14 protein-coding genes and 1 pseudogene are annotated in these 14516 nt (G+C 70.8%); 5 read left to right on the forward strand and 10 right to left on the reverse strand.

What is annotated here, in order from left to right; translation table 11 throughout:
• Positions 1–27: 27 nt before the first annotated feature.
• Positions 28–213, forward strand: a pseudogene (locus ACZ4O3_RS29760) (PspC domain-containing protein); the annotation flags it as partial.
• A gap of 94 nt (positions 214–307) precedes the next feature.
• On the opposite strand, the gene ACZ4O3_RS29765 reads toward ACZ4O3_RS29760, so the two are convergent.
• Both ACZ4O3_RS29765 and ACZ4O3_RS29770 read right to left on the reverse strand, forming a co-directional pair.
• Positions 308–661 carry an ATP-binding protein gene (locus ACZ4O3_RS29765; RefSeq protein ID WP_467725156.1) on the reverse strand — a complete coding sequence of 118 codons (354 nt, stop codon included), beginning with the start codon at positions 659–661 and terminating at the stop codon, positions 308–310.
• A 155-nt stretch (positions 662–816) separates the two neighbouring features.
• Positions 817–1974, reverse strand: a complete 1158-nt coding sequence (locus ACZ4O3_RS29770) for an adenosine deaminase (protein ID WP_384989248.1) — start codon at positions 1972–1974, stop codon at positions 817–819.
• 124 nt (positions 1975–2098) lie between these two features.
• Between ACZ4O3_RS29770 and ACZ4O3_RS29775 the strand changes: the two genes are divergently transcribed.
• Positions 2099–2863, forward strand: coding sequence for a dienelactone hydrolase family protein (locus ACZ4O3_RS29775; protein WP_467725158.1), 765 nt, complete (start codon positions 2099–2101; stop codon positions 2861–2863).
• Between the two features lie 45 nt (positions 2864–2908).
• Here ACZ4O3_RS29775 and ACZ4O3_RS29780 read toward each other — a convergent pair whose 3' ends face one another.
• Positions 2909–3862, reverse strand: coding sequence for a LysR family transcriptional regulator (locus ACZ4O3_RS29780; RefSeq protein WP_362715253.1), 954 nt, complete (start codon positions 3860–3862; stop codon positions 2909–2911).
• A gap of 63 nt (positions 3863–3925) precedes the next feature.
• Between ACZ4O3_RS29780 and ACZ4O3_RS29785 the strand changes: the two genes are divergently transcribed.
• Together ACZ4O3_RS29785 and ACZ4O3_RS29790 are read left to right on the forward strand one after the other, a co-directional pair.
• On the forward strand, positions 3926–5194 hold the full coding sequence (locus ACZ4O3_RS29785) for an MFS transporter (protein ID WP_467725160.1): 1269 nt from the start codon (positions 3926–3928) through the stop codon (positions 5192–5194).
• Positions 5195–5407: 213 nt separating this feature from the next.
• On the forward strand, positions 5408–6421 hold the full coding sequence (locus ACZ4O3_RS29790; protein ID WP_362715247.1) for a sigma-70 family RNA polymerase sigma factor: 1014 nt from the start codon (positions 5408–5410) through the stop codon (positions 6419–6421).
• On the opposite strand, the gene ACZ4O3_RS29795 is transcribed toward ACZ4O3_RS29790, so the two are convergent.
• A complete protein-coding gene (locus ACZ4O3_RS29795; protein WP_467725162.1) occupies positions 6305–6691 on the reverse strand; it encodes an STAS domain-containing protein in 387 nt (128 codons plus the stop codon). The genes ACZ4O3_RS29790 and ACZ4O3_RS29795 overlap by 117 nt on opposite strands.
• Before the next feature lie 155 nt (positions 6692–6846).
• Between ACZ4O3_RS29795 and ACZ4O3_RS29800 the strand changes: the two genes are divergently transcribed.
• Positions 6847–7767: an AEC family transporter gene (locus tag ACZ4O3_RS29800; protein WP_362715241.1), complete on the forward strand. Its 921-nt coding sequence runs from the start codon at positions 6847–6849 to the stop codon at positions 7765–7767.
• 7 nt (positions 7768–7774) lie between these two features.
• On the opposite strand, the gene ACZ4O3_RS29805 is transcribed toward ACZ4O3_RS29800, so the two are convergent.
• From ACZ4O3_RS29805 to ACZ4O3_RS29830, 6 genes are all read right to left on the reverse strand, one after another.
• Positions 7775–8359, reverse strand: a complete 585-nt coding sequence (locus ACZ4O3_RS29805) for a Uma2 family endonuclease (RefSeq protein WP_362715238.1) — start codon at positions 8357–8359, stop codon at positions 7775–7777.
• A gap of 95 nt (positions 8360–8454) precedes the next feature.
• Positions 8455–9732: a thymidine phosphorylase gene (locus ACZ4O3_RS29810; RefSeq protein WP_467725164.1), complete on the reverse strand. Its 1278-nt coding sequence runs from the start codon at positions 9730–9732 to the stop codon at positions 8455–8457.
• A gap of 70 nt (positions 9733–9802) precedes the next feature.
• Positions 9803–10207 carry a cytidine deaminase gene (locus tag ACZ4O3_RS29815; protein WP_362715235.1) on the reverse strand — a complete coding sequence of 135 codons (405 nt, stop codon included), beginning with the start codon at positions 10205–10207 and terminating at the stop codon, positions 9803–9805.
• Positions 10204–11466 carry an ABC transporter permease gene (locus ACZ4O3_RS29820; protein ID WP_362715232.1) on the reverse strand — a complete coding sequence of 421 codons (1263 nt, stop codon included), beginning with the start codon at positions 11464–11466 and terminating at the stop codon, positions 10204–10206. Before ACZ4O3_RS29820 ends, ACZ4O3_RS29815 begins: the two co-directional genes overlap by 4 nt.
• Positions 11466–12587 (reverse strand): ABC transporter permease, encoded by a 1122-nt coding sequence (locus ACZ4O3_RS29825; protein WP_362715229.1) that lies wholly within the window; start codon positions 12585–12587, stop codon positions 11466–11468. The genes ACZ4O3_RS29820 and ACZ4O3_RS29825 overlap by 1 nt, the downstream gene beginning before the upstream one ends.
• A complete protein-coding gene (locus ACZ4O3_RS29830) occupies positions 12584–14296 on the reverse strand; it encodes an ABC transporter ATP-binding protein (RefSeq protein ID WP_362715256.1) in 1713 nt (570 codons plus the stop codon). Before ACZ4O3_RS29830 ends, ACZ4O3_RS29825 begins: the two co-directional genes overlap by 4 nt.
• Positions 14297–14516 lie beyond the last annotated feature (220 nt).

Here is a 14516-nt window from a genome sequence, read left to right on the forward strand (position 1 = left end):
CACCGGGGACTCACGAAGGAGACGCGGATGTCCAGCCTCGCCCGCCCCACCCACGGCCGCATGATCGGCGGAGTGTGCGCCGCGCTGGCCCGCCGCTTCGGCACCTCCGCGACGACGATGCGGGTGATCTTCCTGCTGTCGTGCCTGCTGCCGGGCCCGCAGTTCCTGCTCTACATCGCGCTGTGGATCCTCCTCCCCTCGGAGGAGAAGGCCACCGCTGGGGGACCCCTGGGGGAGAAAACTCTGTGGGGGCACACGGGGGTCGTCTGGTGCGCCCCGACGGCGTTGCCGACCGGCTGGGGAGAGGTCAGCCGATCGGAATCCCGTTCACCGGCAGGCCGTGCGTGGGCAGGCCCTGGACCGGCAGTCCGCCGAGGAGGCCGGCGACGGGCTTGGCCGGGCCGCCGCCGAGCAGCTGCTCGGCGGCCGGCTGGGCGGCGGCAAGACCGGCGGCGAGGCCGGTCCGCCCCTGCGTCAGGGCCTCACCGGCCCCCGGCAGGGTCTTGGAGACGTTCTCGGCCGGCAGCGTCCTGTTGACGGAGTCCAGGGCCTGCGAGGAGCCCGGGACGGCCGGGGCCGCATTGGCCGCGCCCGCGCCGACGGCGGCGAAGGCGGCACCGAGGGCGGCGACACCGAGGGTCTTGGCAGCAGACTGCTTCATGGTTGATGCGTCCTTGGAATACGGGTACGGGGATTTTTAAAAAATGCGCTGAGCGGTCCACGACCGTAAACATGCCGGACCGCCCGCCGCAAACACCGAAATGCGGACGGGCCGTGAGAGCCCGTCCGCATTCCGTACCCCGCCGCGCCCCCTGATCAGCCCTGCGGATCGACAGAACCGCTGGTGGAGGCGGTCTGCCGGAACAGCCACTCGGACTTCAGTTCCGCATACCCCGGCTTCACGACGTCATTGATCATGGCGAGTCGTTCATCGAAAGGAATGAACGCTGATTTCATCGCATTGACGGAGAACCACTGCATGTCGTCGAGCGTGTAACCGAATGCCTCGACAAGGTGCTCGAATTCCCGGGTCATGCTGGTCCCGGACATCAGCCGGTTGTCCGTGTTCACGGTGGCCCGGAAGTGCAGCCGCCGCAGCAGTCCGATCGGGTGCTGGGCGTAGGAGTCGGCGGCCCCGGTCTGGAGGTTGGAGCTCGGGCACAGCTCCAGCGGGATCCGCTTGTCGCGGACGTACGAAGCGAGGCGGCCGAGCTTGACCGTGCCGTCCTCGTGGACCTGGATGTCGTCGATGATCCGCACGCCGTGCCCGAGCCGGTCGGCACCGCACCACTGGAGTGCCTGCCAGATCGACGGCAGCCCGAAGGCCTCGCCGGCATGGATGGTGAAGTGGTTGTTCTCGCGCTTGAGGTACTCGAAGGCGTCGAGGTGCCGGGTGGGCGGGAAGCCGGCCTCGGCACCGGCGATGTCGAAGCCGACGACGCCCAGGTCCCGGTAGCGGTTGGCGAGTTCGGCGATCTCCAGGGAGCGGGCCGCGTGCCGCATGGCGGTGAGCAGGGCACCGACCCGGATCCGCCGGCCGTTCTCCCGGGCGAGCGCCTCGCCCTGCCTGAAGCCCTCGTTGACGGCCTCGACGACACCTTCCAGGGACAGGCCCCCTTCGAGGTGCTGCTCGGGCGCGTACCGCACCTCGGCGTAGACGACACCGTCCTCGGCGAGGTCCTCCGCGCACTCCCGCGCGACCCGCACCAGCGCGTCCCGGGTCTGCATGACCCCGACGGTGTGCGAGAACGTCTCCAGGTACCGCTCCAGCGAGCCGGAGTCGGCGGCCTCCCGGAACCAGACGCCGAGCTTGTCCGGGTCGGACTCGGGGAGTTGGGCGTACCCCGTCTCCCGCGCGAGGTCGGCGACCGTACCGGGGCGCAGGCCGCCGTCGAGATGGTCGTGCAGCAGAACCTTCGGTGCCCGGCGGATCTGCTCCGGCGTCGGGGTGTTCGCGATGCTCTGGCTCGTCATTTCCGCACTGTAACTCCTACGCGCGTAGATCGCCCGGTACTCTGCGCATTCCGTGGTCCGTCGATACGCAACGGTGACCGCACCGACGGGTCGCGTACACCGCTTCTTCTGACACTGTTCTGTCATGGCACAGCAAGCGACGCCGGTCCGAACGGCCAGGCTGGGCAGAGCAGTCGGTCAGGAGCCGACGACGGTGAGCGGAGCGGTCCTGCTGCTCCCGGACGGTGAGGAGGTCTCCGCCCGCAGACCGTCCCCCGTATGGGCGACGCCCTTCATCCGCGCGCTCGGACGCCGGCTCGCCCGGGACGGCCGCGACGAGGGGCTGGCCGCACACCTCGTGCACTACCGCTACCGCGGCTGGAACGGCACCGAGGCGCATCTCGCGGGCGACGCGAGCTGGGCCGCCGACGAGGTGGTACGGCGGTACGGCGACGTCCCGGTGTGTCTGCTGGGGCTGGGCATGGGCGGCCGGGCCGCGCTGCGGGCGGGCGGCCACGAAGCCGTCAACTGCGTGGTGTCCATAGCCCCTTGGCTGCCGGAGACGGACGTGGCGGCACCCGAGGAACCGGTTCGGCAGCTGGTGGGGCGCCGGGTGCTGCTCGTGCACGGCACGAACGACGAACGGACCGACCCCGAGCTGTCGTTCCAACTGGCGGCGCGGGCGAAGAAGGCGAACCGGGAGGTGTGCCGGTTCGAGGTGCACTCGGACGGGCACGGGCTGCATCAGCACCGTGACGAAGTCCTCGCGCTCGCCTCGGACTTCGTCATGGGGGCGCTGTACGGGCACGCGGTCTCGCGGCCGGTGGAGGACGCGCTGGCGGCGCCGCCGCCGATCGGGTTGCGGATGCCCCTTGCCGCGGGGTTCGGCCGGTCGCTCCGGAAGGGGTGACGGCCGGCTTCGGGGTGCGGGCGGCGGGCGTTTGCTGCGCGGTTCCTAGGTCGGGAGCAGGTTTCCCCTCCTCGACAGCAGGAACTTCTTGAACGCGGCCACCGGCGGCGTGTCCGGGTGGCCCTGGAGCCATGCCACACCGATCTCCCTCGCCGCTCTCGGGGCCGTGACCGTCAGTTCCACGACTCCCGGGCGGGGAAACGCGGGTGGGGGGAGCAGCGCGACCCCCAGCCCCGCCGCCACCAGGCCCCGCAGGGTCTCCGCCTCCTCGCCCTCGAAGGCGATCCGGGGGCGGAAGCCGGCCTCCTGGCACAGGTCGTCGGTGATGCGGCGCAGACCGTAGCCCGGTTCCAGGGTCACGAACGTCTCGTCGGCCGCTTCGGCGAGGCGGATGCGCTTGCGGGCGGCCAGCGGGTGGTCCGCGGGAACCACCAGACGGAGTTTCTGTTCGTCCAGCCGTCTGGCCACCAGGTCCGGGGCGTCCGGCACCGGCGAGGTGAGGCACAGGTCCAGCTCGCCCGCCCGGAGCTTCTCGATCATCGCCTCGCCGTAGTTCTGGACGAGGCCGAAGCGGACCCGGGGATGGTCGACGCGGAAGGCCTGGAGGAGGCCGGGGACGGTCTCCGCTCCCATCGTGTGCAGGAAGCCGAAGGCGACCTTGCCCGTCGCGGGGTCGGCGTCGGCCCGTACCTCGTCGGCGGCGCGCCGGACCTCGGCGAGGGCACGTTCGACCGAGGTGAGGAACGTGCGGCCGGCCGGGGTGAGGGAGACGGTGCGGCCATGGCGGGTGAAGAGGTCGACGCCGAGGTCCTGCTCCAGGCGCGCCATCGCACGCGAGAGCGTGGACTGGGGGACGTCGATCTCCTGCGCGGCCCTGGTGACATGCTCCGTACGGGCCACGCCGGCGAAGTACGCGAGACGCGGAGCCAGCAACATCGTCATGTCTTCCGTGTCACTGTCCGGTGACAGGCGCTTCGCCGACCTGCGTTGATGCTCCATGGGAACGATTATGACGATTCCGTGCATTGGACGGATCAGCGCGGGGGTCCGTACGTTCGGTGCATGTCTCCCGCCAGTACCGGGGCGTCCGCCACCGTGGACGCCGTCCCGTCCCTCCCCGCCGCCGACTCCCGTCTGACCCCGGGCGGTCCCGGCTACCGCCGGATGAGCTTCGCGCTCTTCCTCGCCGGTGTCGCGACCTTCGCCCTCCTCTACTCCACGCAGGCCCTGCTCCCGCTGATCTCGGACGGCTACGGCGTCTCCGCGAGCGACGCGAGCTGGACGGTGGCGGCGGCGACCGGCGGCCTGGCGCTGTTCGTCATCCCGATGAGCGCCCTCTCCGAGCGCTTCGGACGGCGTACGGTCATGACGGCGTCGCTGGCGGTCGCGGTGACCGTAGGACTGCTGGTGCCCTTCGCGCCCTCTCTGGGCGTGCTGATCGTGCTCCGTGGCGTCCAGGGCGCCGCGCTGGCCGGGCTGCCGGCGTCGGCGCAGGCCTACCTGGCCGAGGAGGTCCGGCCGAGGGCCCTGGTCACGGCGATCGGCCTGTTCGTCGCGGGCAACAGCGTCGGCGGGATGAGCGGCCGGGTCATCACCGGCTGGGTGGCTCAGGAGTGGGGCTGGCGGGTCGCGGTGGGCGTCATCGGCGTGATCGCGGTCGGCTGTGCGGTGGCCTTCCGGCTGCTCCTCCCCGCCCCGCGGCACTTCCAGGCGGGCTCGCTGCACCCGCGCCGGCTGCTCGGCACGGTCCGTGACCATCTGGCCAACCCGCTGCTGCGCCGCCTGTACGCGATCGGCGCGCTGTTCATGACCGTCTTCGGCGGCGTGTACACGGTGATCGGCTACCGCCTGACCGAGGAACCGTTCTCACTCCCCCAGGGCATCGTCGGCTCGATCTTCCTCGTCTACCTGGTCGGTACGGTGTCGGCGTCCACGGCGGGCCGTCTGGTCGGCCGGCTCGGCCGCCGGGGCGCCCTCTACCTGGGCGGCGGCACCACGGCCGCCGGCCTGCTGCTCTCCCTGGCCGACTCGCTCCCCCTGGTCCTGCTGGGCCTGGTCCTGATCACCGCGGGATTCTTCGCGGGCCACGCGGTGGCGTCCTCGGCGGTCAGCAAGACGGCCACCCACGGCCGGGCCCAGGCCTCCGCCCTCTACCAGTCCGCCTACTACATCGGCTCCAGCGCGGGCAGCACGGTGGGCGCGCTCGCCTTCCACGCGAGCGGCTGGCCGGGGACGGTGGGGGTGGCCCTGCTGGCGATCGCGGGCGTGGTGACCATCACCCTGCTGGGCACGGTGGCGGCCCGCCGCCACGTCGTGGCAGCCGCTCACTGAAGCGTCCCTGAGGGGCGCGGGGAACTGCGCGATCGACCACGGCGTTGCCGCGCCCGCCGCACGAACCGCACCCTCGCCCCCCTGGGCGCCCGCCACTCCTCACCTGCACGTTTCCGCACTCCGAGGGCCATTGTCAGTCCCCTGCGGTAGCTTCCAGGTGCTGGAGCGCAACGGCGCGCGGACAGGAACGGCCACAGGGGTGGGTGGACGGCAATGAGTGACAGCACGGCGACGGCGGAGCTGGACGTCGCACTGGAGAAGCACCGGACCGAACTGACCGGGTACTGCTACCGGATGCTCGGCTCGTCGTTCGAGGCCGAGGACGCCGTGCAGGACACCCTGGTGCGGGCCTGGCGGAGCTACGAGAAGTTCGAGGGCCGTTCCAGTCTGCGGTCGTGGCTGTACCGGATCGCGACGAACGTCTGCCTGGACATGCTCTCCGCCGGGAACAAGCGGGCCCGCCCGATGGACCTCTCCGAGTCGACCCCGCTGGCCCAGGCGGCGCTGGCGCCCCGGCCCGACAACACCTGGCTGGAGCCGGTGCCGGACGCGCGGGTGCTGCCGACCGTGGCCGACCCGGCGGAGGCGGCCGTGGCCAAGGAGTCCGTCCGCCTCGCCTTCATGGCCGCGCTGCAGCAACTGCCGCCCAAGCAGCGGGTGGTGCTGATCCTGCGCGAGGTGCTGGCCTGGAAGGCCAACGAGGTGGCCGAGCTGCTCGGCACCAGCGTCGCGTCGGTCAACAGCGCCCTGCAGCGGGCCCGGGCCACCCTCGCCGAGCAGCGGCAGTCGGGCGCCGCCGCCGACGTCTCCGACCCGCTGGACGAGGAGCAGCAAAAGCTCCTTGAGCGCTATGTCGCGGCCTTCGAGGGCTACGACATGACGGCGCTGACGGCGCTCCTCCACGAGGACGCCATCATGACGATGCCGCCGTTCGACCTGTGGCTCGTCGGCCACGAGGACATCGCCGGCTTCATGACCACCATCGGCTCCGCCTGCGAGGGCTCCCGGCTGTTCCCGGTCCAGGTCAACGGCCTGCCCGGGTTCGCCCAGTACAAGCCCGACCCGGACACCGGCGGCTGGAGCCCCTGGTCGATCCAGGTCCTGGAGATCTCAGACGGCCGGCTGACCGGGTTCCACTTCTTCCTCGACACCAAGCGCTGGTTCCCGCTCTTCGGCCTCCCCCTCCATCTGGAGGCGAAGGCCGACGAAGCGGAGCAGGGAAAGTAGCGCGGGGTCGGGGTCCCGCAGCCGTATCCGCCCGCCGGCCCGCCGGGCGGTCAGCTCCAGCCGGGCCAGCAGATCGACGGCCGCCAGTCCGGGCGGCCCGATCCCGGCCACGTCGCAGACGACGGTGCCGGCCGTGCCACCCGCCAGCATTGCCCGCACCTCGGCACACAGCCCGGCCACCGCGTCCTTGGCGACGGGGCCGGGCAGTACGAGCACGGCGGGGGTCTTGGCATCCACGATCAGTAGACCGCGGCGGGCTCGACAACTCATCGGCAGGGTGCCTGTCTCCGCGGGGGCGTCGCGCAGATCACAAGGATCACACCGTTGACCTGCACCTGACCGACCCGGAGGGTTGGGTGTATGCCCCACAGATCAGCACCGCCTCCCTGCCCGCCCGACGCTCTCCTCCGCCGCGAGGGGGTCCCGTGCAGGGGGTGCTGAGCGGCTTCGCGGTCATCGCGATCGTCATCGGGGTGGGGTACGTCCTCGGCCGCGGCGGCCACCTCGGGGTCAACGGCCGCGAGGTGCTGACCAAGCTGGCCTTCCACGTCGCCTCCCCCGCCCTGCTCTTCACCACGCTCGCGAGGGCCGACCTGGCGGTGATCTTCTCCAGCCGGCTGCTGGTGACGGCCCTGTCCACGGCAGCGGCGGCGGGCGCGTTCGTGGCGGTGGGGGCGGTACGGCACTGGGGTGCGGGCCGTACCACGATCGGCGCGCTCTGCTCCAGCTACGTCAACTCGGGCAACCTGGGCATCCCCATCGCCGTGTACGTGCTGGGCGACGCGTCCCTGGTGGCCCCGGTCCTGCTCTTCCAGGTGGTGATCCTCACCCCGGTCGCCCTGACGATCCTGGACCTGTCCGGCATGGGCGAGAAGGGCCCCTGGTGGCGCCGGCTCCTCACCCCGCTCCGCAACCCGATAGCCGTCGGCTCGCTCACCGGAGTCCTGGTCTCGGCGCTCGGCATCACTCTCCCCGGCCCGGTGATGGACCCCCTGACCCTGATCGGGAACATGTCGGTCCCGGCGGTGCTGCTCGCCTTCGGCATCTCCCTGCACGGCAGCACCCCGCCGGGCCGGGGCCGCGACCGCCACCCCGTGTTCCTCTCGGTGGCCCTGAAGTCGGTGGGCCAGCCGCTCATCGCCTGGGCCCTGGCATCGGCGGTCTTCGGCCTGCACGGAGCCCCGCTCCTGGACGTGACGGTGACCTCGGCCCTCCCGGCCGCGCAGAACCTCTACACCTACGCCAGCACCTACCGCGTGGGCGAGGAACTGGCCCGCGACTCGATCCTGCTCTCCACGCTGCTGGCGGTACCGGTACTGGTGCTCGTGGCGGCGCTGCTGGGGTGAGGGGCCGTCAGTCGACGGGGAACTCCGCGGTGTCGATGGTGAGGCCGAACGGCTCCGGCAGCTTGACGGGGTCACCGAACTTGACCGCGCTGAGCACCCGGTAGACATCGCCCTTGGGCTCGCCGTAGAGCGTCGCGGTGGGACCGCCGGGAGCCCACGGGTCGACGAGGAGGTACAGCGGGATGCCGGCGGAGGCGTACGCGGCAGGTTTGCCGACGCGGTCGTGCCGGGCGTTGGACTTGGAGGTGACCTCGACGACGAGTTCGGCCAAGGCGGCCGGGATGTGGGAGTCCGCCTCCGCGCACTCCCGCACGGGTGCCACCACCAGGTCCGGGATGAGCATGCCCAGCCTCGACGGCACGGCGATGGCGAGGGTCTGGAAGATCCCCAAGTCGTCGGGGACCACGCTGTAGAGGCGGCGCTGGATGCGTTCCGCGATCACGTTGTGGCGGGAGGCGGGAGCAGGTGACACGGTGATGATCCCCTCGATGATCTCCACCTTGCTGCCCTCGGGCCATTCCATCTCCTCCCAGTACCGGACGAGGTCGTCCCAGTTCTGGTCGGGGTCCTGGCTGACGGTGAGTGCGCTCACGGCGGTCTCCTATCGGTGCGTCACCGATCCCAGCATGCCGAACGGGACCGGTGCAGGTCCACCGGTCCCGTTCACCCGATCGAGCAATCCCCTGGTCAGGCGATACGTTCCCGCACGACGGGGGACGCCGTGAACTCCGTGCCGGGCGCCGCGATGTCGTAGGAACCCTCGACCGACTGGAGCGCGTACTCGAAGCGGTCCGGGGTGTCCGTGTGCAGGGTCAGCAGGGGCTGGCCCGCCGTGACCGTGTCGCCGGGCTTGGCGTGCAGTTCGACGCCCGCGCCCGCCTGCACCGGGTCCTCCTTGCGGGCGCGGCCCGCGCCCAGGCGCCAGGCGGCGACACCGATGCCGTAGGCGTCCAGTCGGGTCAGGACGCCGGACGACGGCGCCTTGATCACGTGCTGTTCCTTCGCCACCGGGAGCACCGCGTCCGGGTCGCCGCCCTGGGCCGCGATCATCCGGCGCCAGACGTCCATCGCCGAGCCGTCGGCCAGTGCCTTCGCCGGGTCGGCGTCCTTGAGGCCGGCCGCGTCGAGCATCTCGCGGGCCAGGGCGAGGGTCAGCTCCACGACGTCACAGGGGCCGCCGCCGGCCAGGACCTCGACGGACTCGCGGACCTCCAGGGCGTTGCCCGCGGTGAGGCCGAGGGGCGTGGACATGTCGGTGAGGAGCGCGACCGTCCTCACGCCGTGGTCGGTGCCGAGGCCGACCATGGTCGAGGCCAGCTCGCGGGCGTCCTCGATGGTCTTCATGAAGGCGCCGGTGCCGACCTTCACGTCCAGGACCAGGGAGCCGGTGCCCTCGGCGATCTTCTTGGACATGATCGAGGAGGCGATCAGCGGGATCGCCTCGACCGTGCCGGTCACGTCACGGAGCGCGTAGAGCTTCTTGTCGGCCGGGGCCAGGCCGTCGCCCGCCGCGCAGATCACCGCGCCGGTGGTGTCGAGGACGTTCAGCATCTCCTCGTTGGAGAGCAGGGCGCGCCAGCCGGGGATGGACTCCAGCTTGTCCAGGGTGCCGCCGGTGTGGCCGAGGCCCCGGCCGGACAGCTGCGGGACGGCCGCGCCGCAGGCCGCGACGAGGGGGGCCAGCGGGAGGGTGATCTTGTCGCCGACACCGCCCGTGGAGTGCTTGTCGGCGGTCGGGCGGGACAGGGAGGAGAACTCCATGCGCTCGCCGGAGGCGATCATCGCCGCCGTCCAGCGGGCGATCTCGCGGCGGTTCATGCCGTTGAGGAGGATGGCCATCGCGAGCGACGACATCTGCTCGTCGGCGACCTCGCCGCGTGTGTACGCGTCGATGACCCAGTCGATCTGCTCGTCGCCGAGTTCACCGCGGTCGCGCTTGGTGCGGATGACGGAGATGGCGTCCATGGCCATGACGTTCCCTTCGAAGCATTGCGAAGCCGTACGGCCCCTCCCACGAGGAGGGGCCGTACGGGAGTTACTTGGTGAGGTGGGCCGGGCCGAAGGCCTGGGGCAGCATCTCGGAGAGGGGCAGAACGCCCGCCGGGGTGTCCAGCAGAAGGTCCGGGCCGCCGAACTCGTAGAGCAGCTGGCGGCAGCGGCCGCACGGGACGAGCAGCCCGCCCGTGCCGTCCACGCAGGTGAAGTGGGTGAGGCGGCCACCACCGGTGCGCTGGAGCTCGGAGACCAGACCGCACTCGGCGCACAGGCCGAGGCCGTAGGAGGCGTTCTCCACGTTGCAGCCGGAGACCGTACGGCCGTCGTCGACCAGGGCGGCGGCCCCGACCGGGAAACCGGAGTACGGCGCGTAGGCGTGGGACATGGCCGCCCGCGCCCCCTCCCGCAGGGTCTCCCAGTCGAAGCCGGCCGCCGCGGCCGTCACTTGCCCTGTCCCTTCCGGTACGGCAGGCCGTCCGCCTTCGGCATCCGCAGGGACTGCGCGGACAGCGAGAGCACCAGCAGGGTGACGAGGTACGGAGTCGCGGTCACGAGCTGACGCGGGACCTCGTTGGTGGTGGCGTACCAGATGAACATCAGGACCGAGATGACGATCGTGATGACGGCAGGGACGTACTTCTTGCGCCAGGCGAGGTAGACCGCGCCGAACACCAGCAGGATCGCGAGCAGCAGGATCAGCGCGTGCACGTTGACCGTGCCGCCGCGCAGGTTGAGGCTGTCGGTGTAGCCGAACAGGCCCGCGCCGAGGGCCAGGCCGCCCGGCATCCAGTTGCCGAAGATCATCGCCGCGAGGCCGATGTAACCGCGGCCGGCCGTCTGGCCGTCCAGGTAGACGTTCGAGGCGACGATCGACAGGAACGCGCCGCCGAGGCCGGCGAAGCCACCGCTGATGATCACGGCGATGTACTTGTACTTGTAGACGTTGACGCCCAGGGACTCGGCCGCGACCGGGTTCTCGCCGCAGGAGCGCAGACGCAGGCCGAAGGCGGTGCGCCACAGCACCCACCAGGTGATCGGGACGAGGGCCACGGCGATGACCGTCAGCGGGGAGAGGTCGGTGAGCAGACCGCCGACCAGGCCACCGATGTCCGAGATCAGGAACCAGTGCTTCTCGTTGAGCGTGTTCAGCCAGTCGGACAGCCCCGGCACGCTGAAGGTGCCCAGTGAGTCGATCGGCGGGGACTGCTTGGAGGAGCCGCCCGGGGCGTCCTCGAAGGTGAACTTCGAGAGGTAGCGGGTGGCTCCCAGCGCGAGGATGTTCAGGGCCACACCGGAGACGATGTGGTTGACGTTGAAGGTGACGGTCGCGACGGCGTGCAGCAGGGCGCCGAGCGCGCCGCCGATGATGCCGAAGACCACACCGGCCCACGGGCCCCACTGGTAGCCGGCCCAGGCACCGAACCAGGTGCCGAGGATCATCATGCCTTCGAGGCCGATGTTGACGACGCCCGCGCGCTCGGCCCACAGACCGCCGAGACCGGCGAGGCCGATCGGCACGGCCAGGCGCAGCGCGGTGGACATCTGCCCGGTCGAGGTGATGCCGTCGGCGCCGGTGATCAGGCGGACGGCCGAGGTCAGGATCAGGACACCCGCGATGACCAGCAGGAGTACCGGGAGCGACATTCGGCGGCCGCCCCTGCCGGGCTGCTTCGCCTGCGGCTTGGCGATGGTCGCGGTGGACATCAGGCCGCCACCTCCTTCTTGGTGTTCTGGGCGGCGGCCGCGGCGAGCTCCGCGCCGACCTGGCGCTGCTGGCGGCGCAGGCCCCACTGGCGTACGGCTTCGTAGGAGATGACCACGGAGAAGACGATCAGGCCCTGCATGATCGTGGCGATCTCCTTCTCGTACGCCACCGGGGTCGCGTAGTCGAGGGCGGGCGAGGCCTTGTCGAGGAAGGCCCAGAGCAGGGCGGCGAAGGCGATGCCGCCGGGGTTGTTGCGGCCGAGCAGGGCGATGCCGATGGCGGTGAAGCCGAGGCCGGCCGGGAAGCTCAGGCTGTAGGTGTGGGTGTCGCCGAGCAGCAGCGGCAGGCCCGCGAGGCCGGAGACCGCGCCGGAGATCAGCATGGAGATCAGGACCATGCGCTTGGCGTCGACGCCGGAGGCGGCCGCGGCGGACTCGGAGGCACCGGTGGCGCGCAGGTCGAAGCCGAAGCGGGTGCGGTTGAGGACCACCCAGTAGGCGATGCCGAGGGCGATGGCGACGAACACCATGCCGTAGATCTCGCCGACGTCCGAGCCCAGGTTGATGCCGGGGAACCAGCCGGACTTCTTCATGTCGCCGGTCGTCATGTTGTTGCCGACCTGCACGCCCCAGACGTTGGCGAGGGTGACGTAGCCGATGACGCTGGTGGCGATGGCGTTCAGCATGATCGTGGCGACGACCTCGCTGACCCCTCGGGTGACCTTGAGGACGCCCGCGATGCCGGCCCAGAACGCGCCGGTGAACATGGCGACCAGCAGCAGCATCGGGATCTGCAGGAAGGCCGGCAGGCCCACGTTGGCGCCGACCACGGCCGTCATCACGGCGGCGAGGCGGTACTGGCCGTCGACGCCGATGTTGAACAGGTTCATCCGGAAGCCGAGGGCGACCGCGATGGCCGCGATGTAGTACATCGCCGCCTGGTTGACGATCAGCACCTGGATGTCCGAGTACGGCAGCTGCTGGAGCATCAGGGAGTACGGCTCGAACGGGTTGCGGTTCGAGGCGAGCAGCACGATCGACGTCAGTGCGATCGCGAGAACGAGCGCGATGACCGGGCCGGCCAGCGCGAGGAGCACCCGCTCCTTGTCGAACTTCTTCATCGGGCCTCGTCCTCCGGACCAGCGGCGCCTTCGTGTGCTTCTGGGGCGGTGTCTACGTGTTCCAGGTGACCGGACGCGGCGCCGGTCATGGCGGAGCCCAGCTCCTCCGGGGTGATGGTGGCCGGGTCGGCGTCCGCGACCAGCTTTCCGTCGAAGATCACCCGCAGGGTGTCCGACAGGCCGATCAGTTCGTCGAGGTCGGCGGAGATCAGGAGCACGGCCAGGCCCTCCCGGCGGGCCTCCCGGATGCGGTCCCAGATCTGCGCCTGGGCGCCGACGTCCACGCCGCGGGTGGGGTGGGCGGCGATCAGGAACTTCGGGCTGTGGCTCATCTCACGGCCGACGATCAGCTTCTGCTGGTTGCCGCCGGACAGCGAGGCGGCGGTGACGTCGATGCCGGGGGTGCGGACGTCGTACTCCTCGACGATCCGGCGGGTGTCGGCCTGGGCGCCCTTGATGTCCAGCCAGAAGCCCTTGGCGTTGGGCTTCTCGGTGACATGGCCGAGGATGCGGTTCTCCCAGAGCGGGGACTCCAGGAGCAGGCCCTGGCGGTGCCGGTCCTCGGGGATGTAGCCGACGCCCCGTTCGCGGCGCCTGCGGGTCGTCCAGGGGGTGATGTCCTCGCCGAGGAACTCGACGGTGCCGGAGTCGGCGTTGCGGGTGCCGATCAGCGCGTCGATCAGCTCGGTCTGGCCGTTGCCCTCGACACCGGCGATGCCCATGACCTCACCGGCGTGGATGGTGAAGGTGACGTCGTCGAGGACTCGCTTGGCCGCGCCGGGCGTGGTGGCCTCGGTGAGCACGTCGGCGCCCGCCGCGGCACCGGCGGAGCCCGGGGTCGCGGTCTCGGGCTGCGCGCCGAGCTCGCCGAGGGAGGCGCCGCCGGCGTAGACGGTGAGGTTGCGGACGGTGATGACCGGCTTGTCGGTGACCGTGGACTCGCCGGTCTCCGGGGTGGGCAGCTCGCTGCCCACCATCAGTTCGGCGAGCTGACGCGGGGTGGTCCGGGAGGGGATCGCGGTCCCGACGGTCGTACCGCGGCGGATGACGGTGATGTCGTCGGCCACCGACAGCACCTCGCCGAGCTTGTGCGAGATGAAGATGACCGACAGGCCCTCGGACTTCAGCTCCCGCAGGTTGTCGAAGAGTGCGTCGACCTCCTGCGGGACGAGGACGGCGGTGGGCTCGTCGAGGATCAGGGTCTTGGCACCGCGGTAGAGGACCTTGAGGATCTCCACGCGCTGCCGGTCGGCGACGCCGAGGTCCTCGACCAGGGCGTCCGGGCGGATGCCGAGGCCGTAGCGGTCGGAGATCTCGCGGATCTTCTTGCGGGCGTTGCCGCCGATGCCGTACAGCTTCTCGCTGCCGAGCACCACGTTCTCGAGGACGGTCAGGTTGTCCGCCAGCATGAAGTGCTGGTGGACCATGCCGATGCCGCGCGCGATGGCGTCGGCCGGGGACGAGAAGGAGACCTGCTCGCCGTCGACCGCGATGGTGCCCTCGTCCGGCTTCTGCATACCGTAGAGGATCTTCATCAGGGTCGACTTGCCGGCGCCGTTCTCACCGACCAGGGCATGGACGGTGCCCTTGCGGACCGACAGGTGGATGTCGTGGTTGGCTACGACACCCGGGAATCGCTTGGTGATCCCCGCCAGCTCGACCGCGGCTGTCGTCTCTGCGGTGAGCGGAGGGCTGCTGGACGCGTCGATGGCGCACTCTCCTCGGGAACGGGGCCATCTACGCGCGTAGCGCCCCTGCTTTAAATAGTGCCCGGATCTGACCGAGCTTTTTTGACTCTCGATCCGTTCCGAGCATTCTGCCGCGCGAACGAGGGACTTCCCGCCGTAGTCCGTAGGGATCCGGGTCTACGGCAGGGGCGCGGGAGGAAGATCCTGCCCGCACCCCGTTCCGTGGCCGTAACGCTGCCAT

This window comes from Streptomyces sp. NPDC026515 (assembly GCF_055567595.1).